Source organism: Kitasatospora sp. NPDC032757, from assembly GCF_055579305.1.
The window spans coordinates 202,775-229,173 of record NZ_JBVINN010000002.1 but is presented as its reverse complement, the minus strand read 5'-3'; the positions used below and the strand labels follow the sequence as shown (position 1 = coordinate 229,173).

The 26,399-nt window shown below is 75.0% G+C and carries 21 protein-coding genes; 13 read left to right on the top strand and 8 right to left on the bottom strand.

Annotation, left to right across the window (positions count from 1 at the left end):
* Positions 1–48: 48 nt before the first annotated feature.
* The 10 genes from ACZ5WK_RS04095 (at position 49) to ACZ5WK_RS04050 (ending at position 12,773) form a co-directional block, all read left to right on the top strand.
* Positions 49–1,083: a FecCD family ABC transporter permease gene (locus ACZ5WK_RS04095; RefSeq protein ID WP_465544698.1), complete on the top strand. Its 1,035-nt coding sequence runs from the start codon at positions 49–51 to the stop codon at positions 1,081–1,083.
* Positions 1,080–2,123, top strand: coding sequence for a FecCD family ABC transporter permease (locus ACZ5WK_RS04090; protein ID WP_465544696.1), 1,044 nt, complete (start codon positions 1,080–1,082; stop codon positions 2,121–2,123). The genes ACZ5WK_RS04095 and ACZ5WK_RS04090 overlap by 4 nt, the downstream gene beginning before the upstream one ends.
* On the top strand, positions 2,123–3,061 hold the full coding sequence (locus ACZ5WK_RS04085; RefSeq protein WP_465544694.1) for an ABC transporter ATP-binding protein: 939 nt from the start codon (positions 2,123–2,125) through the stop codon (positions 3,059–3,061). The genes ACZ5WK_RS04090 and ACZ5WK_RS04085 overlap by 1 nt, the downstream gene beginning before the upstream one ends.
* A 136-nt stretch (positions 3,062–3,197) precedes the next feature.
* On the top strand, positions 3,198–4,211 hold the full coding sequence (locus tag ACZ5WK_RS04080) for an ABC transporter substrate-binding protein (RefSeq protein WP_465544692.1): 1,014 nt from the start codon (positions 3,198–3,200) through the stop codon (positions 4,209–4,211).
* 101 nt (positions 4,212–4,312) lie between these two features.
* Entirely contained in the window at positions 4,313–5,668 is a 1,356-nt protein-coding gene (locus ACZ5WK_RS04075) for an ATP-grasp domain-containing protein (RefSeq protein ID WP_465545231.1), read from the top strand.
* 80 nt (positions 5,669–5,748) lie between these two features.
* Positions 5,749–7,503, top strand: coding sequence for an IucA/IucC family protein (locus tag ACZ5WK_RS04070; RefSeq protein ID WP_465545229.1), 1,755 nt, complete (start codon positions 5,749–5,751; stop codon positions 7,501–7,503).
* Complete coding sequence (locus ACZ5WK_RS04065) at positions 7,500–8,744, top strand: MFS transporter (protein ID WP_465544690.1); 1,245 nt, start codon at positions 7,500–7,502, stop codon at positions 8,742–8,744. Before ACZ5WK_RS04070 ends, ACZ5WK_RS04065 begins: the two co-directional genes overlap by 4 nt.
* On the top strand, positions 8,741–10,495 hold the full coding sequence (locus ACZ5WK_RS04060; protein ID WP_465544688.1) for an IucA/IucC family protein: 1,755 nt from the start codon (positions 8,741–8,743) through the stop codon (positions 10,493–10,495). Before ACZ5WK_RS04065 ends, ACZ5WK_RS04060 begins: the two co-directional genes overlap by 4 nt.
* Entirely contained in the window at positions 10,492–11,742 is a 1,251-nt protein-coding gene (locus ACZ5WK_RS04055; protein ID WP_465544686.1) for a type III PLP-dependent enzyme, read from the top strand. Before ACZ5WK_RS04060 ends, ACZ5WK_RS04055 begins: the two co-directional genes overlap by 4 nt.
* Positions 11,743–11,975: 233 nt before the next feature.
* Entirely contained in the window at positions 11,976–12,773 is a 798-nt protein-coding gene (locus ACZ5WK_RS04050; protein WP_465545227.1) for an inositol monophosphatase family protein, read from the top strand.
* A 145-nt stretch (positions 12,774–12,918) separates the two neighbouring features.
* On the opposite strand, the gene ACZ5WK_RS04045 is transcribed toward ACZ5WK_RS04050, so the two are convergent.
* From ACZ5WK_RS04045 to ACZ5WK_RS04030, 4 genes are all read right to left on the bottom strand, one after another.
* Complete coding sequence (locus ACZ5WK_RS04045; RefSeq protein WP_465544684.1) at positions 12,919–14,106, bottom strand: cytochrome P450; 1,188 nt, start codon at positions 14,104–14,106, stop codon at positions 12,919–12,921.
* 267 nt (positions 14,107–14,373) lie between these two features.
* Positions 14,374–15,171, bottom strand: coding sequence for a tRNA-dependent cyclodipeptide synthase (locus tag ACZ5WK_RS04040; RefSeq protein ID WP_465544682.1), 798 nt, complete (start codon positions 15,169–15,171; stop codon positions 14,374–14,376).
* A gap of 472 nt (positions 15,172–15,643) precedes the next feature.
* Positions 15,644–17,173, bottom strand: a complete 1,530-nt coding sequence (locus ACZ5WK_RS04035; RefSeq protein WP_465544680.1) for a pyridoxal phosphate-dependent decarboxylase family protein — start codon at positions 17,171–17,173, stop codon at positions 15,644–15,646.
* Positions 17,170–18,663, bottom strand: coding sequence for a diaminobutyrate--2-oxoglutarate transaminase family protein (locus ACZ5WK_RS04030; protein ID WP_465544678.1), 1,494 nt, complete (start codon positions 18,661–18,663; stop codon positions 17,170–17,172). Before ACZ5WK_RS04030 ends, ACZ5WK_RS04035 begins: the two co-directional genes overlap by 4 nt.
* Before the next feature lie 156 nt (positions 18,664–18,819).
* Here ACZ5WK_RS04030 and ACZ5WK_RS04025 point away from each other — a divergent pair, with 156 nt between their 5' ends.
* Together ACZ5WK_RS04025 and ACZ5WK_RS04020 are read left to right on the top strand one after the other, a co-directional pair.
* Entirely contained in the window at positions 18,820–19,443 is a 624-nt protein-coding gene (locus ACZ5WK_RS04025; protein WP_465544676.1) for a class I SAM-dependent methyltransferase, read from the top strand.
* 191 nt (positions 19,444–19,634) lie between these two features.
* The gene (locus ACZ5WK_RS04020) at positions 19,635–20,000 is read left to right on the top strand and encodes a PH domain-containing protein (RefSeq protein ID WP_465544674.1); all 366 of its coding nucleotides are present in this window, start codon (positions 19,635–19,637) and stop codon (positions 19,998–20,000) included.
* Positions 20,001–20,034: 34 nt separating this feature from the next.
* Here the strand turns inward: ACZ5WK_RS04020 and ACZ5WK_RS04015 are convergent, their stop codons facing one another.
* Entirely contained in the window at positions 20,035–20,781 is a 747-nt protein-coding gene (locus ACZ5WK_RS04015; protein ID WP_465544672.1) for a response regulator, read from the bottom strand.
* Complete coding sequence (locus ACZ5WK_RS04010; protein ID WP_465544670.1) at positions 20,778–22,508, bottom strand: sensor histidine kinase; 1,731 nt, start codon at positions 22,506–22,508, stop codon at positions 20,778–20,780. Before ACZ5WK_RS04010 ends, ACZ5WK_RS04015 begins: the two co-directional genes overlap by 4 nt.
* Before the next feature lie 251 nt (positions 22,509–22,759).
* Between ACZ5WK_RS04010 and ACZ5WK_RS04005 the strand changes: the two genes are divergently transcribed.
* Positions 22,760–24,184: a cation:dicarboxylate symporter family transporter gene (locus ACZ5WK_RS04005; RefSeq protein WP_465544668.1), complete on the top strand. Its 1,425-nt coding sequence runs from the start codon at positions 22,760–22,762 to the stop codon at positions 24,182–24,184.
* A 242-nt stretch (positions 24,185–24,426) separates the two neighbouring features.
* On the opposite strand, the gene ACZ5WK_RS04000 is transcribed toward ACZ5WK_RS04005, so the two are convergent.
* Both ACZ5WK_RS04000 and ACZ5WK_RS03995 read right to left on the bottom strand, forming a co-directional pair.
* Complete coding sequence (locus tag ACZ5WK_RS04000) at positions 24,427–25,383, bottom strand: hypothetical protein (RefSeq protein ID WP_465544666.1); 957 nt, start codon at positions 25,381–25,383, stop codon at positions 24,427–24,429.
* 45 nt (positions 25,384–25,428) lie between these two features.
* On the bottom strand, positions 25,429–26,076 hold the full coding sequence (locus ACZ5WK_RS03995) for an RNA polymerase sigma factor (protein WP_465544664.1): 648 nt from the start codon (positions 26,074–26,076) through the stop codon (positions 25,429–25,431).
* Between the last annotated feature and the right edge of the window lie 323 nt (positions 26,077–26,399).

Here is a 26,399-nt window from a genome sequence, read left to right as displayed (position 1 = left end):
CGGACGGATTTGACGAACTTAGGTTTGCCTAACCTAATATCTCGTCTCGTGTTCACCACCGCCCCACCGGCCACCACGGCCCCGGCCCCGCCTCGGACCTCGGCGCTCCGGCGGCCCCTGCTGCTGGCCGCCGGAGTCACCGCGCTCGTGCTGTGCGCCGCGCTGAGCCTCGCGCTCGGCTCCCGCGCCATCCCGCTCTCCACCGTGCTCGACGCCATCACCGGCTCCGGATCCGGCGGCGATGCCGACGTGGTGACGGGCCTTCGGGTCCCCCGGACGGTCATCGGCCTGGTGCTCGGCGCGGCCCTCGGCGTCGCCGGGGCGGTCGCCCAGGGCGTCACCCGCAACCCGCTCGCCTCGCCGGTCACCCTCGGGATCAACGCGGGCGCGAGCTTCGCCGTCGTCGCCGCGATCTACACCTTCGGGCTCACCCGGCCGGTCGAGTACGTCTGGTTCGCCTTCGCCGGCGCGGCCGTCGCCGCCGTGGCCGCGTACGCGATGTCCCGGCGCGGCGGGGATCTCGACCCCGTCCGGCTGGCACTCGGCGGCACCGTGCTCACCGTGGTCCTCACCTCGTGGACGTCGGCGTTGATGCTGGCCAGTCACCGCACCCTGGACGAGGCCCGGTTCTGGCTGGCCGGCTCGATCGCCGGGCGCCACCTGGACACCCTGACGCCCGTCCTGCCGTTCCTCGTCCTCGGCCTGGTCGGTGCGTTCGCCGTCGCCCCCGCACTCAACGCGCTGGCGCTCGGCGACGAGGCCGCGCAGTCGCTCGGCGTGCCGGTGGCCCGGATCCGGGTGCTCGGCGGGCTGGCCGTCGTGCTCCTGGCGGGCGGCGCGGTCGCCGTCGCCGGGCCGGTCGCCTTCATCGGGCTGGCCGCGCCGCACCTCGTCCGGCCGCTCCTCGGCAACGACCACCGATGGCTGCTGCCCGGCTGCCTGATCGCCGGTCCGGTGCTGCTGCTCGCCGCCGACGTGCTGGGGCGCGTGGTGGCCCGGCCGTCCGAGATCGAGGTCGGCATCGTGACCGCCTTCCTCGGCGCGCCGCTGCTCGCGGTGCTGGCCCGGAAGGTGGCCCGATGAGCCTCCTCACCCCGAACCCCCCGGCGGGCACCACCATGGCCCGGCGCCGGGCCAGGACCGCCGCCTGGTCGCTGGTGGCCGCCGCGCTGCTCGTCCTGCTGACCGGCGTCGCACTCGGCACCGGCCAGGTGAAGATGTCCGTCTGGGACGCACTGCGCGCCCTGGCCGGGCTCGGCGACGCCGGAAACGTGCTGGTGGTGCAGGAGTTCCGCGCACCCCGGGTGGTCTCGGCGCTGATCGCCGGCGCCGGGCTGGCGGTGGCCGGCTCGATGCTGCAGCGGCTCTTCCGCAACCCGCTGGCCTCCCCCGACACCATCGGCGTCACCGGCGGCGCCTCCTTCGGCGCGGTGCTGATGCTCGCCACCGGCGCCTCGCAGGAGCTGATCCCGCTCGCCGCGCTCGGCGGCGGTCTGCTGGCCGCACTGCTGCTCGGCGGGTTCGCCTGGCGCTCGCGGATGGCGGTGACCCGGCTGGTGCTGGTCGGCCTGGCGGTCCAGCAGGGCCTGGCCGCCGCCGTGAACCTGATGATCGTACGGTTCCCGGCCGAGCTGGCCTCCTCCGCGATGCAGTGGACCACCGGCTCGCTCTACGGCCGGGACTGGACCGAGGTCCGGATCGGCGGCGCCGCCATCGCACTCGCCGCGCTCGCCGTGCTGCTCGCCCAGCGGCGCGTCGCCGTGCTCGACCTCGGTGACGACTCGGCCGGCGGGCTCGGCCTCGACCCGGGCCGCGACCGGGTGCTGCTCCTGCTGCTCACCATCACGCTGGCCTCGCTCGCCGCCGCCCTCACCGGACCGGTCGCCTTCGTCGCCCTCGCCGTGCCGCACCTGGTCCGGCTGCTCGCCGGCCCGCCCACCCTCGGCACGCTCGGCCTCACCGCCCTCACCGGCGCCGTGCTGCTGCTCTCCTCCGACCTCCTCGTGCTCCACGTGATCCCCGTCCACGGCCTGCCGGTCGGTGCCGTCACCGCCACGCTCGGCGCGCCCTGGCTCCTGGTGCTGATGATCCGCCAGGGCCGGCTTCCCCAGAGGAGCAGCTGATGACCGCAGACCCCACCAGCACCGCCGGGACCGCCACCACAACCGGGACCGCCACCACCGCCGGGACCGCCACCAGCACCGCCGGGACCGCCACCACCACCGCCGCCGTCGGGACCGCCGGCACGCCGGCCAACCGCCTGGCCGCCCACGGACTGCACCTGCGCTACGGCAACCGGGTGATCGTGGACGGCCTGGACCTGGAACTGCCCGGCGGCGCCGTCACCGCGATCGTCGGCCCCAACGCCTGCGGCAAGTCCACCCTGCTGCGCGGCCTCGTCCGGCTGCTCGACCCCGCCGCGGGCACCGTCACCCTGGACGGCTCCGACATCCACCGGATGCCCGCCCGGGCACTCGCCAAGCGGATGGGACTGCTGCCCCAGCAGCCGGTCACCCCCGAGGCGATCACCGTCGAGTCGCTGGTCCGGCTCGGCCGCTTCCCGCACCAGCGGATGCTCAGCCCCTGGTCCAAGGCCGACCAGGCGGCCGTCGAGGACGCACTCGCCCGCACCGGCACCGCCGAGCTGCGCGACCAGCAGGTCGACCGGCTCTCCGGCGGTCAGCGCCAGCGCGCCTGGATCGCGCTCGCCCTCGCCCAGGACACCGACCTGCTGCTGCTCGACGAGCCGACCACCTTCCTCGACCTCCGGCATCAGCTGGACGTCCTCGACCTGGTCTCCGACCTGCACGCCGAGGCCGGGCGCACCGTCGTCATGGTGCTGCACGACCTCGGGCAGGCCGCCCGGTACGCCGACCACCTGGTCGTGCTCAAGGACGGCCGCCTCGCCGCCGCCGGGGCGCCCGCCGAGGTGCTGACGGCCGAACTGGTGGAGGAGGTCTTCCAGGTGCCCTGCCTGGTCGTACCCGACCCGGAGACCGGCACCCCGCTGGTCGTGCCGCGGGCCCGGACCAGGCCGCGCACCGCCGCCGTCACCAGCTGACGGCCCCGTCCTCCGGCCGCCCGCGCTCACCCGCGGGCCGCCCCCGCCCTGCCCGGATCCGTCCGGCGGCGCCCGGATCCGTCCGGGCACCCGCCGGACGCGTCCGACCACCCCGCCCCAGAGACAAGGAACCGCCTTGAACCGCTCCAGCCGCGCCCGCAGGCTCCCCGTCGCCGTCCTCGCCGTCGCGCTCTCCACCACCCTGCTCGCCGCGTGCGGCAGCAACGGTGACACCAAGGACGCCGCCAAGCCGGCCGGCGACGCCGCCGCGTCCGCCGGGTCCGCCGCCGTCTTCCCCCGCAGCGTCAGCCACGCCGCGGGCACCACCCAGATCAAGGCCCAGCCCGAGCGCGTCGTGGTCCTGGACAGCGGCGAGCTGGACGACGTCACCCTGCTGGGCATCACGCCGGTCGGCGCGGTCTCCCCGCACATGAAGACCGAGGGCGGGTTCCCGAACTACCTCAAGGACAAGATCAAGGACACCAAGGACGTCGGCCCGATGAACGAGCCGAACCTGGAACTGATCGCCTCCCTCAAGCCCGACCTGATCCTCTCCTCGAAGGTCCGGCACGCCAAGGTCTACGACAAGCTCAACGCCATCGCGCCGACCGTGCTCGCCGAGACCACCGGCTTCCCGTGGAAGGAGAACCTCGCCCTCTACGCGCAGGCGCTCGGCAAGGAGGCCGAGGCCAAGAAGGCACTCGCCGACTACGAGGCCCGCGCCGCCCGGCTGGGCGAGGCGATCAAGGCCAAGAACGGCGGCAAGGAGCCGACCGCCTCGGTCGTCCGCTTCGTGGCCGGCCCGACCCGCCTGTACGCCAAGTCGTCCTACAGCGGCGTCGTGCTGAAGGACGTCGGCCTGGCCCGCCCGGCCTCCCAGGACGTGGACCAGAACATCATCGAGGTCAGCGCCGAGCAGATCAACCAGGCCGACGCCGACCTGGTCTTCGTCACCGTCGCCGACGACCCGGCCAAGACCAAGGAGAGCGAAGTCCAGGGCACCCCGGTCTGGCAGGGCCTGAACGCCGTCAAGAACGGCAAGGTCTTCAACGTGCCGGACGAGACCTGGATGTCCGGCATCGGCGTCCAGGCCGCCGACGCCATGCTCGGCGACATCGCCAAGGCCGCGGGCGTCGACGCGCCCAAGTAGCAGCCGACCAGTACCCGTTGACGTTCGGGGGCGGGCCATGCGGAGCCCGCCCCCCGGGGACCGCCCCGCTCCCCCACCCCATGGAGAGGACCCGCGCCGACATGCGGCTCTACCTGCTCGCCCTCAACCCCACCGACTCCGTCACCCAGGGGTTCCTGCCGGCCGCCGCCCGGCTCGGGCTCGATGTCACGGTGCTCACCGACCACGCCGAACCCCACCGACGTGCCTACGCCGAGCTGGAGTCCGCGCCGGACGTGGTGGAGTGCGACGTCCGGGACTTCCGTGAGGTGATCGGACTGATCACCCGGCACCACACCCCCCGGCCCGACACCCCCCGGCCCGACACCGGCCGGGCCGCCGGTCCCGGCACCGGTGCCGCCCGGCCCGTCGCCATCGCCGGCACCGGAGCGGACACCGACACCGACGCCGGCGCCGGCGCCGGCCGGGCCGCGGGTGCGCCGTTCGCCGTGTTCAGCAACAGCGACCACCTGCAGACCCAGACCGCCCTCGTCGCCGGGTACTTCGGGCTGCCGGCCAAGGACTGGAAGGCCGCGCTGCGGGCCAAGAACAAGGGCGAGCTGCGCCGCCACCTCGCCGCCGCCGGCGTGGACACCGTCCGCTCGGTCGAGCTCGACCCCGGACAGGACCCGTCCGTGCTGGGGGACGCGGACCTTCCGTACCCGGTTGTGGTGAAGCCGCGTGAGGGCGTCGCCAGCGAGGACGTCTCGCTGGTCGCCGACGCCGACGAGCTGGTGCTGCGCTGCAAGGAGATCCAGCACCGGCGGCCCGGCGCCGCGCTGGTCGTCGAGGAGTTCCTGGACGGGCAGCTGTGCACCCTGGAGACGCTCGGCGACGGGCGGCGCCGCCACATCCTCGGCGGCTTCCGGACCAGGATCTCCCCGCCCCCGCACTTCATCGAGGAGGTGCTGGAGTTCGTCCCCGCCCACCCGGCCGCGGTGGTCGGGCAGGTGCTCGCCCAGCTCGACGCGCTCGGCGTCGGACTCGGCGCCTGCCACACCGAGTTCGTCGTCCAGCCGGACGGCCGCGCCCGGATCATCGAGGTCAACTACCGCGCCATCGGCGACCAGTGCGACCTCATGCTCGCCGAGATCCTCGGCATACCGCTGTTCGAGCACATCCTCGCCGCCCACCTCGGCCGCGAACTGCCCGCCGACCTCGCCGAGCGCTGCGCCGCCACCCCGCTGCGCGCCCGCAACGAGGTGGTCTGCGCCGACCGCGCCGGCACCCTCACCGCCGCCCCCGGCCCGTACGACGAGGAGCGCGACGGCGTCCGGCTCGCCTATCGGCCGCTGCGCCCGCTCGGCGAACGGCACGAGCACTACCGCACCAACCGGGACTACCTGGGCGTGATCTGGGCCGTCGGCCCCGAGCAGACCGCCGTGGACGCCGCCGTCGCCCGCTTCGTCGCGGCCAACCGCTGGGAGATCACGCCGTGACCACGTCTGCCGACAGGGCTCCTGCCACCTCCGCTACTCCCGGAGCCTCCGCCACGTCCGAGCGTTCCTGCGCCGCTGCCGTGCCCGAGCGGTCCGCAGCCCCCGCCGCGTCCGACGCCCTGGTGCTCCGGGTGCTCTCCGCCCTGCTGCGCGAGGACGTACTCGGGCTGCGCACCCGCAGCACCGCCGAGGACCGGCCGGACGGCCGCTGGCTCGTCCTCGCGGACGCCCGCCTGGCACTGCCCGTCGACGCCGACGGCTTCCAGAGCGAGTACGCCGCCCGGCTGCCGCTGCTGGAGCTGGACGGCGCCCGGCTCGACGGCCTGGACCCCGTCGTGACCGCCCTGGCCGGCCTCGCCGAGGCGCAGGACCGGCCCGGCTGGACGGCCTTCGCCGAGGAGTGCCGGCAGACCCTCGCCACCATGGAGCTGCACGACCGTGCCCGGGCCGGGGTGCACGCCGCGCTCACCGACCTGTACGGCACGGACCCGGCCCACTGGACCGGCCCCGCCGCCGCCCTCGGCCACGACACCCTCGCCGCCTACCTCGACCACCCGGTCTACCCGACCGCGCGTGGCCGATCCGGCCTCACCGACACGCAACTGCGCTCCTACGCACCGGAGTTCCACCCGTCCTTCGAGCTGCGCTGGCTCGCCGTGCCCGCCGGGGAGCTGACCACCCACGGCGACCGGCCGCTGCCCGGCTGGTGGCCCACCCCGAGCCGGCTCGGCCTCGGCCTCCCGGGCGGCGACGCGGCCTGGGCCACCCTGCCGGTCCACCCGCTCACCGTCGGCGCACCACTGGCCGAGGCCCTGGACGCCTCCGGCCTGGCGGGCCGCGCCGTACTCGCCGACCGGCCGTACCTCACCGTGCTGCCCACCCTCTCCATGCGGACCGTGGCCGTCGCCGACGACCCCGTCCACCACCTCAAACTCCCGCTCGCCACCGCCACCCTGGGCCGGCTCAACCGCCGCACCATCAAGCCCGGCACGCTGCTCGACGGCGCCGCCGGCCAGCGGCTGATCGAGGCCGTGCTGGAGCGCGAACCGCGCTTCGCCGGCCGGATCCTGCACGCCGACGAGCAGAGCTGGGCACACGCCGGGCACGAGCTGCTCGCCGTGCTGCTCCGCCGCTACCCCGCCCAGCCCTGCGGATCCGTCACGGTGCCGCTGGCCGCCCTGCTGGCCCCGGCCCCCGGCGGGCGCCTGGTGATCGACCACCTCGCCGACCGCTTCCACGGCGGTGACCCCGTCGCCCTCTTCGACGCCCTGCTGGAGCTGCTGCTCGACTGGCAGACCACCCTCTTCGGCTACGGCATCGCCCTGGAGTCCCACCAGCAGAACACCTCCCTGGTGCTGGACGAGGACGGCGGCCTGCGCCTGCTCTACAAGGACGACGACGGACCGCGCGTCCACACCGCCCGGCTCGCCGCCACACTCGGCGAACTCGCCCCCGGACGCGACGAGTTCGACGACGCCAGGATCTTCGGCGACGACGACCGGCCGCTGACCGACCTGTTCACCACCATCACCGGCCACCTCTGCACCGGCGCCCTCGCCTTCGGCCTGGCCGCGCACGGCCGCGGCGAACTCGCCGACCTGCTCGCCCTGTTGCGCAAGCGACTGGCCGAGGCCGTCGACCGGACCGGACCGGCCGGCGAACCCCTGCGCACCGCGCTGCTGGACGCCGAACGGCTGCCGGTCAAGGCCATGGTCACGGCCGGGACCCTGCTCACCAAGCAGCGCTCGGGCGCCGCGGACATCAACAAGCACTACACCGACGGCCCCAACTACCTGCTGCCGCCCGTCTCCTCCCCCCGGGGAAGGCTCCGATGACGGTCGACGCGCTCGCCGCGCACTCCGGGAGCGGCACCGCCCGCACCGGCGGGCTCGGCCGGCGCCAGGTGCACGCGGTGGCCGCCTGCTACTTCGTCGCCTCCTTCGCCGCGCTCGGCCTGCCGCCGTACCTGACCGCCATCCTGCCCACGCTCGGCGACCCCCAGGGCCGGTGGGCCGGCGTGCTCTACATCGTGCCGACGGTGTTCAGCGGCCTCGGCGCCCCGCTCTGGGGGCGGCTCGCCGACCGGTTCGGCCGCAAGCGGCTGCTGCTCCGCGCCCAACTCGGGCTCGCCGTCTCGTTCCTGCTGGCCGGCGCCGCCGACAGCCTGCCCGCCTTCACCCTCGCCCTCGTCCTCCAGGGCTTCCTCGGCGGCACCTTCGCCGCCACCAACGGCTACCTCGCCGCCGCGCTCGACGGTTCGCAGCTGTCCCGGGCGCTCACCCTGATGCAGGGCAGCGCGCGGGCCGCGCTGGTCGCCGCGCCGATCCTGGTCGGCGTGCTCTCGCCGTGGATCGACCCGCACCGGCAGTACCTGCTGATGGCGGCCCTGCCGCTGGCGGCCGCCGTCCTGCTCTCGCTGCTGCCGGAACCGGCCCGGCCGGGCCGGACGGGCGAGGAGGGGGACCCGTCCGGCGACGGGCCGCCCGTCGCGGGCGCCGAGCCGGCCGGGCGGGCGCCGCTCGCCGTGCTCTACACCTTCGAGTTCGCCTTCGTCTTCGCGACCGTGATCTCCTTCCCCTATCTGATATCCCTGGCGCAGGAGCGGCTGCCCGGCGTCTCCGGGAGCACGACCGGCATACTGTTCGCGATGCCCCACCTGTGCTACCTGGCCTTCGCCGCCCGCACCCACACCGCCTTCCTCACCCGCCCGCACACCGGTATCGCGCTCGGCTTCGGCTTCGTCGCGCTGGGCCTGGCCGGGCACGCCGCCGCCCACTCGCTGCCGGCCTTCGTCGCCGTCCGGCTGCTGCTCGGCGCCGGGCTCACACTCGGCCTGGTCTGCCTCTCGGTGCTGGCCGCCGAGGCCGCCCGCGGCCGGGCACCGGGCCGGATGTTCGGCACCCTCGAGTTCATCTCCAAGGGCGGCGCCGTGGCCGCCGGCGCCGTCGCGGCGCTGGCCAACGGCCGGTTCGGCGCCGCCTCCCCCGTGCTGGCCGGCACCGCCGCCGCACTGCTGGCCGCCGCCGCGGCCGCACTGCTCGCCGTCCCCTCCCGCAAGCGTTGGAGTCACCGATGACCCACGAACTCCCCACCGCCGACCATGCGGTGGCCCACACCCTGCTCAACTGCCTGCTGCGCGAGGTCTCCGCGCCCGAGCACCAGACCGCCGTCACCGACGGCCGCCTCCTGCTGCGCCTCCCGCGGCGCGGCGCCCTGCTCCGGATCGCGCTGCGCCGCACCTCACTGCTCGGCGCACACCGTTTCACCGGCCCGGTGCAGGAGGAACGGGGCGACGGCTGGGCCGAGTTGGACTGGCGGACGCTGGCCGGGTACGTCCGGGACGAACTGGAGCTGCGCACCGGGACGGTGAACGAGGAGTTCCTCGGCCAGCTGACGTCCAGTCACAAGGTTGTTTGGAACGCCCTGGAAGGCCGCCCGGCACCGGGCGCGGACCGCTACCTGGAGTCCGAGCAGGCCCTGCTCTTCGGCCACCGGTTCCACCCCGCGCCCAAGTCCCGCTCCGCCGAGCGCGGCGACTGGCAGTCGTACGCGCCGGAGTCGCGCGCGGCGTTCCGGCTGCGGTACCTGGCCGTTCGGGAGGAGCTGATCGCCGAGGGCTCGGCGGACCGGGCGGCGACCGGGCTCCTCGACGGGCTGCTGGACGGCCTGCCGGACGGCACGCACGAGGTGCCGGCCGGCTACCGGCTGCTGCCGGCCCACCCCTGGCAGTACCAACTGCTCACCGACCACCCGCTGCTGCGCGGTGCGCTGGAGCGCGGCGACATCCTGGACCTCGGCCCCGGCGGCGAGCCCTTCACCGCCACCGCCTCGGTCCGCACCCTGTACGGCGCGGGCGCGTTCCTGAAGTTCAGCCTCAACGTGCGCATCACCAACTGCCTCCGCAAGAACGCCGCCTACGAGCTGACCGGCGCCGTCGCCCTGACCCGGCTGCTCGCTCCCGCACTGGCCGACCTCGCCGAGCGGTTCCCGGACGCCGCGATGCTGCGCGAACCGGCCTTCCGCACGCTCGCCCTGCCCGGCGCGGACGGCCTCCCGGACCGCGCCCTCTACGAGGGGTTCGGCCTGATCGTCCGCGAGGGCTTCGCGGACGTCCTGCGCCCCGGCGTCACCCCGCTGCTGGCCGCCGCCGTCGCCGACGAGCACCCGACCAGCTCCGCCCACGTCTCCGCGCTGCTCGGGCCGGACGCGACCGCGCAGGACGCCCTGGACTGGTGGACGGCCTACCTGCGGCTGCTCGTGCCGCCGGTGCTCGCGGCCTACTTCGACCACGGCGTGGTGCTGGAACCGCACCTGCAGAACGTGCTGATCGGCGTGGACGCGGCCGGACGGCCGGCCCAGGTGCTCTTCCGCGACCTGGAGGGCACCAAGCTCGTCCCGGACCAGAACGCCGCCCTGCTCGCCGCACTGCCGCCCGAGGTGGCCGGCCCGATGGCCTACGACGCCGAGCGCGGCTGGGACCGCGTGGTCTACTGCCTGCTGGTCAACCACGTGGCCGAGCTGCTGGCCGCCCTCGCCGACCTCCACCCGGAGGCGGAGGGCGCGCTCTGGGAGGCCGTCCGGCGTGTCCTGGAGGAGTACGCCGCCTCCCACGGCCGCCCGCCCAGGCTGCGCGCCCTGCTCGCCGGGGTGCCACTGCCCGCCAAGGCCAACCTGCTGACCCGCTGGGAGCGCCGCCCGGACCGCGAGGCCGGCTACGTCCGGCTGCCGTCCCCGCTCGCCCGCACCGTCCTCGCGGAGGCCGCGCACCTGCCGGCGCGGGGCGTGCGGACGCCGGCCCCGCGGACGCCGGCCTGGAGTGCCCGATGACCGCCCCCGACCGCGTGGAGGAGACCCCGATGACCGACGCCGTCCGCCGGCACGTCGCCGCACTGGCACCGGACGCCCTGCCCGCCTTCGTCTACGACCTCGCGGCGCTGCGCGCGCACGCCGCCGCCGTCCGGGCCGCGCTGCCCGCGCGCGTCGAGCTGTACTACGCCGCCAAGGCCAACCCCGACGCGCCCGTGCTGACCGCGCTGCGGGGCGCGGTCGACGGCTACGAAGTCTCCAGCGGCGGCGAGTTGGCGCACGTCCGGGAGGCCGTGCCGGGCGCGCCGCTGGCCTTCGGCGGGCCCGGCAAGACACCCGCCGAGATCACGGCCGCCGTGGACGCCGGGGTGCACCGCTGGCACGTGGAGAGCGAACAGGAGCTGCACCGGCTCGCCGCCGTCCTGACCGACGACCGGCCGCAGGCCTCCGTGGACGTGCTGCTGCGGGTCAACCTCCCGGTGGGCTCGGGCGCGCTGGACGCGGTGGCGCTCGCGATGGGCGGCCGGCCGACCCCGTTCGGCCTGGACCCGGAGCGTGCCGAGGCCTGCGCCCGCCTGCTGACCGATCCGCTCGGCCCCTTCGCCCCGCTCCGCCCGCGGCTGCGGCTGCGCGGCGTGCACGCGCACCTGGCCAGCGGGCTGGCGGCGGCCGAGCAACTGGCCCTCGCCGAGCAGATCGTCGGCTGGGCGGCCCGGCTGGCGGAACGGCACGTGTTCACGCTGGACGAGGTCAACGTGGGCGGTGGCATGGCCGTCGACTACGACGACCCCGGGGCGCGCTTCGACTGGGCGGAGTTCGGCGAGGGCCTGGGCAAGCTGCTCGACCGGCACCCCGGCCTGACCCTGCGGATCGAACCGGGCCGCGCCCTGACCGCCTACTGCGGCTGGTACGCCACCGAGGTGCTGGACGTGAAGCAGAGCCACGGCGAGGACTTCGCGGTGGTCCGCGGCGGCACCCACCACCTGCGTACCCCGGCCACCCGCGGCCACAACCAGCCCTTCGCCGTGCTGCCGGTCGACGCCTGGCCGCACCCCTGGCCGCGCCCCTCGGTCACCACCGGCCGCGCCACCCTGGCCGGCCAGCTCTGCACCCCGAAGGACGTCCTCGCCCGCGCCGCGACGAGCGCGGACGGCCTCCGGACGGCGGACCGGGTGCTCTTCGCGATGGCGGGCGCGTACGGGTGGAACATCTCGCACCACGACTTCCTGATGCACCCCCGGCCGGGGTTCCACTACCTGGGCGGGTGACGGCCGGCGGCTCGCAGCTCACGGTTCAGGGGCAGCGGCCCACGGCTCACGGCTGGCGGACGGCGGACGGGGACGGCGGCGAACACTCTTCAGCCGACAGATGGTGAACGCCGTCACCCGGTCGACCACCGGCAGCCGTCGCCCGCCCCTCCCCCGCCCGAGGGGGCTGCCGCAGGTCACCACCGCACAAGCGTGCGAGAGTGGTAGCCAGCGAAGGGAGCGCGCACGTGCTGATGGACAGGGTGGCCGAGATCCTCGCCGAGGCGTCGGCCGAGGTGGTGGAGCCGCGGTTCCGGGCGCTTGCCGCCGGCGAGGTGATGGAGAAGGCCCCCGGCGAGGTGGTCACCATCGCCGACCGCGAGGCCGAGGTGATCATCGAGCGGCGGCTGCGCGAGCTGCTGCCCGTCCCGGTGGTCGGCGAGGAGGCCGTCGCCGCCGACCCCGGGCTCGCCCGGGCACTGCACTCCGAGCCGGCCGTCTGGCTGGTCGACCCGGTGGACGGGACGTCCAACTTCATCGCCGGCCGCCCCGAGTACGCCGTGATGGCCTCGCTGGTCCGCTCGGGCCAGACCGTCGCCGCCTGGATCTGGCAGCCCGCCACCGCCACCGGCTACACCGCCGAGCTGGGCTCCGGCGCCTGGCGCAACGGCCACCGCCTCACCCGGACGCCCGCGTCCGGCGAACCCGCCAAGTGGTGCGGCTCCGTCAAGAGCCGCTTCCTGGACCCGGACCGGCGCCGGCAGGTGGAGGCCAACGCCACGGCGTTCGGCGAGGTCACCCCCGGCCGGCACGCCGCCGGGATCGAGTACCCGGACATCGCCGCGGGCGCCCTCGACTTCATCCTCTACTGGCGCACCCTCCCCTGGGACCACGCCCCCGGCTCACTGCTGGTCGCCGAGGCCGGCGGCGTCTCCGCCCGCCTGGACGGCAGCCCCTACCGGCCGGAGGCTCCGGGCGGCGTGGACGGCCTGCTGGTCGCCGCCGACCCGGAGTGCTGGGAGCGCACACGCGACATCCTGCTCCGCCGATAGGCCCTCGCCCCCGGGGCCTCGGCCTCCGACTCCGGGCCTCCGGCCTCACCGGAAGGCGGGTCCTCCCACCTGCCGACCGGCCTCAGCCGTCGCCGTCACCTGGCGCAGGTCCCACCTGCCGACGGGCCTCAGCCGTCGGCCGGTCTCACCAGACGACCGGCAGCCGCTCCGGCAGCCGCTTGATGAACCCCGGCCGCCAGGCCAGCTGCTCGACCGGCAGGGCGAGCCGCAGGCCCGGCAGCCGCTCGACCAGCGCCGTGATCGCGATCTCGGCATGGGTGCGGCCGAGCGCCGAGGCCGGGCAGAAGTGGCGACCCCCGCCGAAGGCCAGGTGCGGGTTGTCGGCCCGGTCGAAGTCGATCTTCTCCGGATCCGGGAAGACCGCCGGGTCGTAGTTGGCACCCTCGATCAGGACGAGCACGAGCTCGCCCTGCTTCACCTCCACCTCGCCGAGCCGCACATCCGCCAGCGCGATCCGGGGCAGTGCGTCGCCGATCGACAGGTTGACCCGGAGCAGCTCGTCCACCGCGCGGCCGGTCAGCGCGGGTTCCCGCCGCAGCCGCTCGGCCAGTGCGGGCTGCCGGGCCAGGTAGATGATCGCGTGCAGCAGGAACGAGGACGTCGAGACGGCACCCGCGCCGAACAGCGACAGCGCGACGGTGGCCAGCAGCTCGTCACCGACCTGGTCCGAGACCTCGGGCGAGCGGCGCAGCTCGGCGAACCGGCCGAGCAGGCCGTCCTTGGGCTCCGGGTCGGCGTTGAGCCGGTCCAGCATGTAGCCGAGGTCCTTGTACCAGTTGGCCGCCGCGCCCTCGAACGGCACCGGGCTGGTGAGGAAGGCGACATCGATGCCGGTCATCAGCCGCCGCCAGTCGTCGGCGGGGATGCCCAGCAACCGGCAGTGCAGGGCGGCGGAGTAGGGGTCGGTGAAGCCGTCCCGCAGTTCGCCGGGGGCGCCCTGGTCGACCAGCGCGTCGATCAGCCGGTGCGCCTCGGCCTGCAGCCAGCCGTCCAACTCCCGGTCGGCGCGCGGGGAGAGGGTCTTCATGACGGCGTTGCGCAGGCCGGCGCTGTTGATGTTGCCCATGTTGTTGACCACCTCGGGCGGGATGGTCAGCGCGTACTGGCGGGGGACGCCCGGGTTGGCGGTGTCCTTGAGGCTGAACCGCTCGTCCTCCAGGACCTGCTTGGCCAGCTCGTAGCTGCTGACCAGCCAGGCGGGGTCGCCGGTCATCGTGCGGACCCGGGCGACGGGCCGCTCCTCGCGGAGCCGTCGCGCCTCCTCGGGAAGGACGTCGCCTCTGCGGGAGAGCGGGAAGGTCAGGTCGGTCACAGGTGTGCTCCAGGTGCGGGTGCGGATGCGGGGCGCTGCAAGGTGCGGGTGCGGGGTGCTGCAAGGTGCGGGTGCGGGGTGCTGCAAGGTGCGGGTGCGGGTGCGGGGTGCTGCAAGGTGCGGGTGCGGGTGCGGGGTGCTGCAAGGTGCGGGTGCGGGTGCGGATGCGGGGTACAGGGCGCGGGTGCGGGGTGCTGCAAGGTGTGGGGTGCGGGAATGGCTCTGGGGATCCGGGTCTCGCGGTCGCGGTTCGGGGGTCTCGCGGCTTCAGGCGGCGTGCGCAGGCGCGACGACGACGGAGGCAGCGGCGGCAGCGGCGGCAGCGGCGGCAGACGGGGCGGACGCGGTCGGCGACGCCGGACGGACCACGGCGTACCCCTGGCCGGGCGCCGCGCGCAGCCCCTCGTCGCGGCCGAACAGGACCGGGGTGAGGGGCAGTTGGAGGTGGTAGCAGCTGACCGAGGAAGGCACGCCGAGCAGCGCCGGGGTGTCCAGGAAAAACGGCAGCTCAGCGGTGATATACCGGAGCCCGGCGGCGAGTTGGGGCTCGTTCGGTACCAGGCCCTCGTCCATCCGGGCCGCCAGGAACCCGCGCGCCATGCCCTCGGCGGCCTCACGGAACACCCCGTCGGTGGCGAGTGCGTCAAGGGCCTGCCGGTGCAGCCGCCGGTAGGCGGGGTGGCCGGTGAACTCGGAGAGCGCGTGCATCCGGACGCGGTCGGGCCGGCCGGCCTCCTCGGCGCCGCGGGCGATCCGCCGGGCGGTGGCCTTGACCTCCTTGGCGGCCCGGCGCCGGGCGTGCTCGGCGGTGTAGCCGAAGCTCTCGAACTGCGCCTCGACGTGCAGGTCGGCGTGGACGATGTCGATTCTCTCGAAGAACTCCTGCCCCCACCCGATGAGTTCGGCTATTCGGCGGTGGCTGAAATAGCTGTTTCCCGGACTGACGCCGATGAGCAGGTGGTCGCCGCGGCGCCAGATGTCCCGGCAGCGGTCGGAGAACGGCAGTGCCTCATACGTGGCCGGTTCGATGGTGACGGCGCTTTCGCCCGGGAGGGTTTCGCGCATGCCTTGCCTCCGCTTCGCAGGATTGGTCAAAGGATTGGTCTCACGTGGTTCACGCGGTTTTTACCGGGGTTCACCGAAGTGCATGACGGATAGGCGGAGTTCACTCGGCTGTAGGGGGTGAGCTCACCGCATGCGGATGGCACGCGCCTGGTCAGGCGGCCTTCACCGAGGAGCCGTGTGCTCTTGGTGGGCCGGCGACCACATGAAGTTACCGCCGCTCTTCGGGATCTCCGCAAGCCCTGCCAGGGGGTTGGCGAAATCTGATCACCGGGCGGCCGGAATCGGCCTGTACTCCCGCGGAAACGTATGTCCACGGAGGCTTTTCGGGGGCGGCCGAATATCCCCCGGACAGCATGTCACGCCAGTGTGCCTTCCTCCAACATCCCTCCGGGGAAAAGGCGTTGTTTTGGAATGCGGCGCGCTGCGGGCCGGGACCGGCCGCGCCGGGCACACGACCGCCCGGGGCCCGGCGCTACGCCGGCCGGACGTCCCGCCCGGTCCGTACGATCGCGTGCAGCAGTTCGCCGACCTCGGCGGCGGTGGTGTGCGGGTTGAGCAGGGTCAGCTTCAGGCGGATCCGGCCCGGGCCCTCGCCGGGCAGTTCGGTCCGGCCGACGACGGCGCGGCCGGTGCGCAGCAGGGTCCGGCGCACCTCGGCGTTGACCGCGTCGAGCGCGGCTCCGTCCTGCCCGCCGGGCGGGCGGTAGCGGAACACCACGGTGGTGAGGACGGGTTCGGCGTGGAGTTCCAGTTCGGGTTCGGCGCGGACGACCTCGGCGGCGTCCATGGCCAGTTGGTGGCAGGCGTCGACCAGCCGGCCGAGTCCGGCGCGGCCGAGGGTGCGCAGGGTGACGGCGATCTTGAAGGCGTCGGCCCGCCGGGTGGTGCGCAGCGACTGCCCCAACAGACTGGGGTAGCCGGCCCGTTCGTCGTCGGCCGGGTTGAGGTACTCGGCGCGGCGGGCGAGCGAGACGTAGGTCTCGGCGCGGCGCACCAGGAAGACCCCGGCGGCGGCCGGCTGCCAGCCGAGCTTGTGCCAGTCGAGGGAGACGGAGTCGGCCCGGGCGATGCCGTCGAGCAGCGGGGCGAGCCGGTCGGAGAGCAGCGCGCCGCCGCCGTAGGCGGCGTCGACGTGCAGCCAGGCGCCGTATCGGGCGGCGAGGTCGGCGGCGGTGTGCAGCGGGTCGATCGCACCGGTGTCGGTGGTGCCTGCGGTGGCGACGACGGCGATCGGGGTCCGGCCGGCCCAGCAGGTCTCGGCCAAGGCCCGCGCCAGCCCGTCCGGGTCCATCCGCAGTTCGCGGTCGACCGGGACGGGGATCACGGCGCGCTCGCCGAGGCCGAGCAGGGCGGCGGCGCGCTGGACGGAGAAGTGCGCGGCCTGCGAGGCGATGATCCGGGGTGCGGCGCCGGCCGGGATTCCGTCCAGCTCCACGATGCCGTCGAGTTTCTGGTCCCGGGCCAGCATCAGGCCCATCAGGTTGGACTCGGTGCCGCCGGAGGTCAGCACGCCGGCCGCGTGGGCCGGGTCGTAGCCGACCAGGGCGGCGAGTTCGGCGAGCAGTGCGGTCTCCAGCGCGGTCGCGGCGGGCGCCTGGTCCCAGGAGTCCTGGGAGGGGTTGAGCACGCTCACGGCGAGGTCGGCGGCGGCCGCGACGGCCAGTGGCGGGCAGTGCAGGTGGGCGGCGCAGGCCGGGTCGGCGGGGTCGGCGGCGCCATGGGTGAGCAGTTCGGTGAGGGTGGCGAGCGCCTGCGGGCCGTGGGCGGCGGCCAGCCCGTCGGTGACGGCGCCGGCGATCCCGGCCGGGTGCCCGGCGGGCAGCGGGCCGCCGCGGCGGGCGGCGCCGGCGTCCAGCGCGTCCAGCACGGTGGCGAGCAGCGGTCCGAGCGCGGCCGGGCCCGCCACGCCGCCGGCCAGCGCGTCGGGCGGGGCCGCGGGGTCGTCGGGGAGGCCGGGCTCCTCGGGCTGCTCCGGCACCCCGGAGAAGCCCGGGCCGCTCACCGGGCCTCCGCAACAGCCGTAGCGACGGCCGTGCCGTCGACCGCGCCGTCGGCGGCACGGGCGGGCGCGCGGCCCGCCCCGGTGGCACTCCCGGTCCCGGTGGCGCCCACGGCCCGGGCAGCCGCCGCGATGGCGTCGGCGAGCCGGTCGAGGACGGCGTCGGCCTGCTCGTCGGTGATGGTGAGCGGCGGGAGCAGACGCAGCACCGCGTCGTGCCGGCCGCCGAGTTCGACGATCAGCCCGCGCGCGAGGCAGGCCTCGCGGACCTTGACGGCGAGCGCGGGCGCGGCCGGGCGCGCCCCGCAGGCGTCCGGTTCGGCGGCCGGGTCCACCAGTTCGACGCCGATCATCAGCCCGCGCCCGCGCACGTCGCCGATCACCGGGAGTTCGCCGGCCAGCGCGCGGAGCCGCTCGGTCATCCGGGCGCCGACCAGCGCGGCCCGGTCGGCCAGGCCGTGCGCGGCGACGTACCGGAGGGTGGCCGCGCCGGCCGCCATGGCGAGGGTGTTGCCACGGAACGTGCCGGTGTGCGCGCCGGGGCGCCAGCCGTCGTACTCCGTGCGGTAGACGACGACGGCGAGCGGCAGGCTGCCGCCGATCGCCTTGGAGAGCACCATGGCGTCCGGGACGATCCCGCTGTGCTCGACCGCCCACATCGCACCGGTGCGGCCGACCCCGGTCTGCACCTCGTCGACGATCAGCGGGATGCCGCGTTCGGCGGTGATCCGGCGCATCGCGCGCAGCCACTCGTCGGGGGCGGGGACGACGCCACCCTCACCCTGCACGGCCTCCAGGACCATCGCGGCGGGCCGGACCACGCCGCCCGAGGGATCGTCCAGCAGCCGCTCGGCGTAGGTGGCGGCGAGGCCGGCTCCCGCCTCGCCGCCGACCCCGAACGGGCAGCGGTAGCCGTACGGGTAGGGCAGCCGGACCACCTCGCCGCCGCCCGGCAGCGGCTCCTTGACGGCGACGTTGCCGGTGAGCGCGAGGGCGCCGGCGGTCATGCCGTGGTAGGCGCCGGTGAAGGCGAGGGCGCCGGAGCGGCCGGTGGCGGTCTGCATCAGCTTGAGCGCGGCCTCGACGGCGTCCGTCCCGGCGGGCCCGCAGAAGTGCACCCGGGCCTGTTCGCCGAACTCCCGCGGCAGGCTCTCGAACAGGGCGGTGGTGAACTCGTCCTTCTCGGCGGTGGCGAGGTCCAGCAGGTGCAGCGGCGCGCCACTGTCGAGGGTGCGGCGGATCGCCTCCAGGACGACCGGGTGGTTGTGGCCGAGCGCGAGGGTGCCGGCGCCGGAGAGGCAGTCCAGGTAGCGGCGGCCGTCGGCGCCCTCGACCGTCATGCCGCTGGCGCGCACCGGGACGATCGGGAACGAGCGGGCGTAGGTGCGGGCGGCGGACTCGCGCACGCGCTGGCGGCGCAGAATGGCGTCGCCGCCCTGGGCCTGGGCGGGGACGGCAGCGGACCCGGTGGCGGGGACGGCGGCGAGCGTCAAGACGGACTCCCAAGAAGTTAGGTAAGCCTAACTTTACTTCCCTGGCCTGGGCGGGAGCGCCACGGGGCACGAGAACCACCCGAGCGAGTGACGGGGAGCCCGATTCCCCAACGATCGGCCGGGCCGGAGGTTACGGCCGGGCGCTACGCTCGCCGCATGTCGCCGTCCACGCCTCCGACCTCCCCGTACGCCGCCGAACTGGCCCGCACCCGCGAGTTCTTCGCCGCCCGCGCCGCCGGCTGGGACGCCCGCTTCCCCGACGACGGCCCCCGCTACGCCGCCGCGATCGCCGGACTCGGCCTGCGGGCGGGCGATTCCGTACTCGACGCAGGCTGCGGCACCGGTCGCGCGCTCCCTCTACTGCGCGCGGCGGTCGGCCCCGAGGGCCGGGTGATCGGCGCCGACGTCACCCCCGAGATGCTGCACGAGGCCGACGCCCGCCACCCCGGCACCGCCACCCTGCTGCTCGCCGACTGCGCCCGCCTCCCGCTCCCCGACGCCACCCTCGACGCCGTCTTCGCCGCCGGCCTGATCTCCCACCTCCCCGACCCGGCCCGCACTCTGCGCGAACTCGCCCGCATCAGCCGCCCCGGCGCCACGCTCGCCCTCTTCCACCCCATCGGCCGCGCCGCCCTCGCCGCCCGCCACGGCCGCGAGCTCACCCCTGACGACCTCCGCGCCGAGCCCAACCTCCGCCCCCTGCTGACCGCCGCCGGCTGGCGGCTGGACAGCTACACGGACACGGAGGACCAGTACCTCGTGCGGGCCGGACGCCGGTAACTGCGGGACGGCCGCCCGGCCCCCGTCCGGGCCACCCGGCCGACCTCGCCCGGCCGTTCCGACCAGGGGCCCACTCCGACCCGACCTCGCCCGGCCGTTCCGACCAGGGGCCCACTCCGACCCGAGATCGCCGCCGTGCCAGACTCGGTGCCCGACGCACCCGAGCCGGGTGCCTGACGGAAGGACGACGCATGGCGCTCTTCGGCAACGCACACCGGGTGGACAACGCCGAGGCCCAGAAGGAGTTTTCCCGGCTGTTCGGCCAGGGCGAGCAGGTGCAGGCCGCCTACCAGCTGGTGCGCGACACCTTCCTGTTCACCGACCGGCGGCTGATCCTGATCGACAAGCAGGGCATCACCGGCAAGAAGACCGAGTACCACTCGGTCCCCTACCGCAGCATCACCCACTTCGCCGTGGAGACCGCCGGGACCTTCGACCTCGACGCCGAGCTGAAGATATGGGTCTCGGGCGCGGCACTGCCGATCTCGAAGAACTTCACCAAGGGCGTCGACATCTACGAGGTCCAGGCGCTGCTCACCGCCTTCGTGGCCCGCTAGCAGGCACCCGGCCGCCACCGTCCTCCGCCGGCCCTCATCCGCCCCCGCCCCCACCCGTCCAGCGGTAACAGAGTTCGGGCCGACCGACGTTGCCGTACTGGGGTTCGCGGGCGGCGAGGCCGGTGTCGACGAGGTGTTCGAGGTAGCGGCGGGCGGTGATGCGGGAGACGCCCGCCGCCGTGCCGGCGGCGGCTGCGGAGAGACCGGTACGGGCATCGCGCAGGACGGTGGCCACGGTGTCCAGGGTGGGGGCGCTCAACCCCTTGGGGAGGGCGGTGCGTTCGGGGGTGCGCAGGAGGGCGAGGGCCTGGTCGACCTCGTCCTGGCCGGTGGCCTGGCCGGTGCGGGCGAGCGTGTCACGGTAGCGGGCGTACCGTTCCAGCCGGTCGTGCAGGGCGGCGGCGCTGAACGGCTTGAGCAGGTACTGGACGACGCCCGCCGAGACGGCCTGGCGGACCATCGCGAGGTCGCGGGCGGAGGTGACGGCGATGACGTCGGTGGTGTGGCCGGCCGCGCGCAGGGTGCCGCAGAGCTGGAGGCCGTGCCCGTCCGGCAGGTAGAGGTCGAGCAGGGTGAGGTCGACGGGCCGGCCGGCGGCGCGGGCGCGGTCCAGGAAGCGCAGCGCGTCCGCACAGCTGTGCACCGTGCCGGCGGCACGGAAGCCCGGTTCGCGCTGGACATAGAGGGTGTGGGCGGCGGCGGCCACCGGGTCGTCCTCGACCACCAGGACGGAGATGTCGGGCCGGGCCGCGATGTCCGGCCGGCCCGGGGAGCGGCTCACGACGCCACCGCCTCACGGCGGCGGGGCAGCCGGCTCAGCGGCAGCCGGACGGTGAGCACCGCGCCGCGGTCCCGGCCGACCTCGACGGTGCCGCCGTTGCGCCGGGCGGCCTGGGCCACGAGGGCGAGCCCGAGCCCGTGCCCGCGGCCGTCCTGCTTGGTGCTCCAACCGCGCCGGAACACATCCTCCACGGCGGCCGGGTCGATGCCGGTGCCGGTGTCGGCGACCCGCAGCAGCAGGTGCTCGCCCTCGGGCCGGGCGGCGTCGGGCGCGGCGGCATCGATCCGGGCGCTGTCGGGCAGGGTGACGTCGGCCCGGGTGCTCTCGGGCCGGAGGGCGTCGATCCGGGCGGTGACGGTGACCTCGGGTGGATCGGGGCTCTCGGCGGCGCCGGCGATGGCCGCGTCCACCGCATTGTCGATCAGGTTGCCGAGGACGGTGATCAGGTCGCGGGCGGAGAGGCCGGGCGGCAGCACGCCGTCGTCGATCCGACTGTCCTCGGTGAGCGTCAACTCGACTCCCCGCTCGGCGGCTTGGGCGGCCTTGCCGAGCAGCAGCGCGGCCAGTACCGGCTCGCCCACGGCGGCGACCACGCGGTCGGTGAGCTGCTGGGCGAGGGCGAGTTCGGCGGTCGCGAACTCCACCGCCTCCTGGTGACGCCCGAGTTCGATCAGCGAGACCACGGCGTGCAGCCGGTTGGCGGCCTCGTGCGCCTGTGCGCCGAGCGCCTCGGTGAAGCCGCGAACGGAGTCCAACTCTCCGCTCAACGACTGCAGTTCGGTATGGTCGCGGAGGGTGAGGACCCGGCCGAGGCCGGTGCCGATGGTGGAGGTGTTGAGCACCACGACGCGTTCGGCGGTGAGGTGGACCTCGTCCCGGACCGGCTCCGCCCCGAGTACGGCCGCCACCAGTGCCTCCGGCAGCCCCAGACCGTCGACCGGGAGGCCTTCCAAGTCACCGGTCAGCCCGAGGAGTTCGCGGGCCGCGTCGTTGCAGAGCACCACCCGGTGGCGGCGGTCCAGCAGCACCAGCCCCTCGCGCACCGAGCGCAGGGTGGCCTGGTGGTACTCGTAGAGGTGGCTGAGCTCGGCCGGTCCCATGCCGTGGGTGTGCCGCCGCAGCCGGGAGTTGGCGAGGTAGGTGCCGACCCCGCCGAGCGCCAGCGCGGCCACCGCGACACCGGCCAGGGCCAGCAGAGGCCCGCTCAGCTGGGCGGAGATGGACTTCACCGTGATGCCCGCGCTGACCAGCGCGACCACCCGGTGCCGCTCGTCCAGCACCGGCGTGACCACCCGGACGGACGGGCCGAGCGTGCCGGTGTACGTCTCGCTGCGGGTCTCCCCGGCGAGCGCCCAGTCGATGTGGCCGAGGAAGGTCTTGCCGATCTGCTCGGGCAGCGGGTGGGTCCAGCGCACCCCGGCGGTGTCCATCACCGTGATGAACGAGACCCCGGTGTCGGCCCGCACCTGCTCGGCGTACGGCTGGAGGACGGCGGTCGGGTCGGGCCCGGCGACGGCGGCCCGCACGGACGGTGAGTCGGCGACCGACCGGGCGACGGCGGTGACCTGGGCGCGGGCCGCGTCCTCGGCCCGGCCGGCGGTGAACAGGTACGCGAGCACGGCACCCCCGGCCACCACGGCGGCGACGATGACCACCTGGACAACGAAGAGCTGTCCGGCCAGGCTGCGCACCAGCCGGCGCGGCGTGGGGAGCGTGCGCGGGGACATGCCTGCCAGTGTGCACCACGGCGGCCCGGCGTCCAGGTGGGCGGCGGAACGCGGGCAGCCGACCTGCGGGGCGCGGACCGGCGCACGGAGGAACGCAGGCAGCCGAGCCACGGGACGCGGGCGGCCGGCCCGAGGGGCGCGGGCGTACATGAACTCTATGAACGCAAACGTGACCTCCGTCACTGCGCAGCACATAGTCGGAGCGGCCCACCACCCGGGGCCGCCAGGACTGCAGGGCGAAGGAGCCGCAGATGTCGATCACAGGAGCAGGACCGCAGGCGGGGGTCAGACGGAAGGACCGCACCCACTACCTCTATCTCGCGGTCATCGTGGCCGTGGTCGCGGGCGTGGTGGTCGGCCTGGCCGCACCGAAGTTCGCGGTCGAGCTGAAGCCGGTCGGGACCGGCTTCGTCAACCTGATCAAGATGATGATCAGCCCCGTCATCTTCTGCACCATCGTGCTGGGCATCGGCTCCGTGACCAAGGCCGCCAAGGTCGGCAAGGTCGGCGGTCTGGCCCTCGGCTACTTCCTCACCATGTCGACGGTGGCACTGGGCATCGGCCTGGCGGTCGGCAACCTGCTGGAGCCCGGCGGCGGACTGCACCTGACCGCCGCATTGGCCAAGTCCGGACACGCCCAGGCCGCCGCCGGGGCGGCCCAGTCCACCACCGACTTCCTGCTCGGGATGATCCCGACCACCATGCTCTCGGCCCTCACCGAGGGCAAGGTGCTGCAGACCCTGCTGGTCGCCCTGCTGGCCGGCTTCGCGCTGCAGGCGATGGGCCCGGCCGGCGCGCCCGTGCTGCGCGGGATCGAGCACGTGCAGCGACTGGTGTTCCGGGTCATGTCGATGATCATGTGGGTGGCCCCGATCGGCGCCTTCGGGGCGATGGCCGCGGTGGTCGGCGCCACCGGCACGGCCGCGCTGAAGAGCCTCGCCGTCATCATGATCGGCTTCTACATCACCTGCGCGCTCTTCGTGGTGGTGGTGCTCGGCGCGCTGCTGCGGCTGGTCGCGGGCGTCAACGTGTTCACGCTGCTTCGCTACCTCGGCCGCGAGTTCCTGCTGATCCTCTCCACCTCCTCCTCGGAGAGCGCGCTGCCCCGGCTGATCGCCAAGATGGAGCACCTGGGCGTCAGCCGCCCGGTCGTCGGCATCACCGTCCCGACCGGCTACAGCTTCAACCTCGACGGCACCGCGATCTACCTGACCATGGCCTCGATCTTCATCTCCGAGGCGATGGACAAGCCGATGTCGCTGGGCGAGCAGGCCTCGCTGCTGGTCTTCATGATCATCGCCAGCAAGGGTGCGGCCGGGGTCACCGGCGCCGGGCTGGCCACCCTGGCCGGCGGGCTGCAGTCGCACAAGCCGGCACTGGTGGACGGGGTCGGCCTGATCGTCGGCATCGACCGCTTCATGTCGGAGGCGCGGGCGCTCACCAACTTCGCGGGCAACGCCGTGGCCACCGTGCTGATCGGACACTGGACCGGTGAGTTCGACCGCGAGCGGGCCCGGCAGGTGCTGGCGGGCGAGGTGCCGTTCGACGAGCGGACGTTGGTCGACGCGCACGGCGGCCCGGCCTCGTCCGGGGCCGCAGAGGCTCCTGACGCCGCTCCCGCGCCGCCGGAGACCGTCCCGCCGCAGGGTGGAGCGCCGAGCCCGGCGGCCGCCTGACCTCCGCTCCCACTCCTGCACTCCCCTACTCCCCGGCCCGGCGCCGCAGCCCGATCCCCCGGGCGGCGCCGGGCCGGGGTCCGTCGCACACCGGGCCTGCCCGGCCCTCGCGCCACCGCCTCGCGGCCCTGTCCCCGCGACCCCGCCCCCCACGGCCCCACGGCCCCGCCCCCCGCTGCCCTCTCCCGCGGCCCCACGGCCCCGCCCCCCGCTGCCCTCTCCCGCGGCCCCGCGCGCACGCGTCAGGGCTCGTCCGATCCGCTGACCGCCCAGCTCAGGCCGCTCGCCGGGTCCTCCATCGCGACGTGGACGTGGCGCAGGCCGTCCGCCGGGTCGCACCAGGTGAAGCAGCGCATCCGGGCCACCAGCGCGTTCACCTCGGCACGGTTCGGCCCGTCGCCGCCGGCCATCGCGCCGAGCGCCCGCCAGAGCGCGAGCCTGCCGTCCGCCGAGCCGTGCGCCAGGTCCGCCGCGGCCGCCTGCACCAGCACCGGGTAGGCGATGGCGAACGGCAGGTACCCGCCGGTGACCCGTCGGCCCGGAGCCAGCTGCCCGGCCGCCTGCGGCGCCGGCCCCCGGACGCAGGCCACCTCCGCCCACTCCGCCAGCGCGGCCAACGCCCGCGTCGCCCGCTGACCGCGCAGGCGCGCTCCCGGCTCGGGCAGCAGCACCGGGCCCAGGCCCTCCCGGGTGGCGGGCAGCGTCAGCAGTGCGCTGCGCGAGCCGCCGCGCGGCAGGTAGTCCCGGACCCGCGTGCCCTCGCCCCAGCCCGCCGACTCCCAGGGCTCCAGCACCAGCGGGACGCCCTCCGGGTCCGGCTCGGCGCCGTACGAGAGGTCCTCGCCGATCAGCACCCGGGTGTGGGCGACCAGCCGGCGCACCGGCGCCGGGCCGAGCAGCGGGGCCAGCCGCAGCCACGAGTGCCGGGTGGCCAGCACCTCCCAGAGCGGCCCGGCGTCATGGTCCGCGACCCCGGCGGCGGTGCCGGGTCCGCCGTCCGGGTCGAACAGCCGCACGGCCAGCTCGGGCGGCGCGGCGTACGCGATCAGGTGGCCGAGCGGTGCGGTCGCGGCCGCCGCCCGGCCCTCGCCCGCGCGCGACACGGCGGCGGCCCGGGCCTGGCGGTAGGCGCCCAGCAGTTCGGGCCAGCGGCCGTCCTCGGCCAGGGCGCGGAGCCGGTGCTCCTCGTACGTGATCACGGATCGCAGCGTACGGGCCGGGGCGGCGCATCAGCTGACTTGTCGTCAGCTCGGTGCGTCGGGCCGGGACGGCGGCCTCGCCGCAGCGCGGCCGCCGGCGCCGTCGCGGCCGCTGCCGCTGTTGCCACCGCCACCGCCACCGCCACTGCCGCCCAGGTCGCTGCCGCCCAGGTCGCTGCCGCCCTCCCGGCCGTCCACCCGGTCGCAGTCGTCCGCCCGGTCGCGCTCGCGTTCGAGGACGGCCCGGAGCCGGCTCAGCGCGCGGCGCCGGGTGACCGCCAGCGTGGAGCGGTGCACGCCCAGCAGGACCGCCGCCTCGTCGACCGTGTACCCGCCGAGGTCGACCAGCACCACCACGCGGGCCTGCTTGGCGGTCAGGAACCGCAGCAGCCGGACCACCTCCCAGCGAGCCTGCAACTCCCCCAGCCCCCCGCCGAGCGGGTCGGCCCGGGCACGCTCCCCCTCGGCCTGCTCCGGAACGACCACCCGGCGGCGCTCCCTGCGCCACTGGTCGCGCACGATGTTCGCCATGGTGGTGAACGCGTAGGCATAGGGCTGGGGATGACGGAGAAACCGCTCGGGCCTGCGGGCGATGCGCAGATACGCGTCGTGCACGATGTCCCCGGCCGCGAACGGGCTTCCGGTGAGCGAGACCGCCGCCCGGTGGAGCCGCGGCAGCATTTCCGTGAACACCCGGTTGAATTCCGCCGTTTCGGGATCGGCCGGACCCGGATCCCGCGCACCGCGGTCCGGTGTGCTGCGATCCGGTGCACCGAGCCCCACCTCACCGCGCGCGGCCGCCGCACGATCCTCCGCCCCGGGAGCGGCGGCGATGTCCGGATCCCGCCCACCCCGGCACCGACCGGTGAATTCCATGCCGCTCCCCTCGGAAATCGGCACCCCGAAGGCACGGCCGACGATCCGATCGCCAGCCGGCCTGTGACTCACATCACATCGTAGTTCGTCGTCTCACCGTGCGCAGTCATTCGTGTGCAATGCGTCATCACCCCGACGGG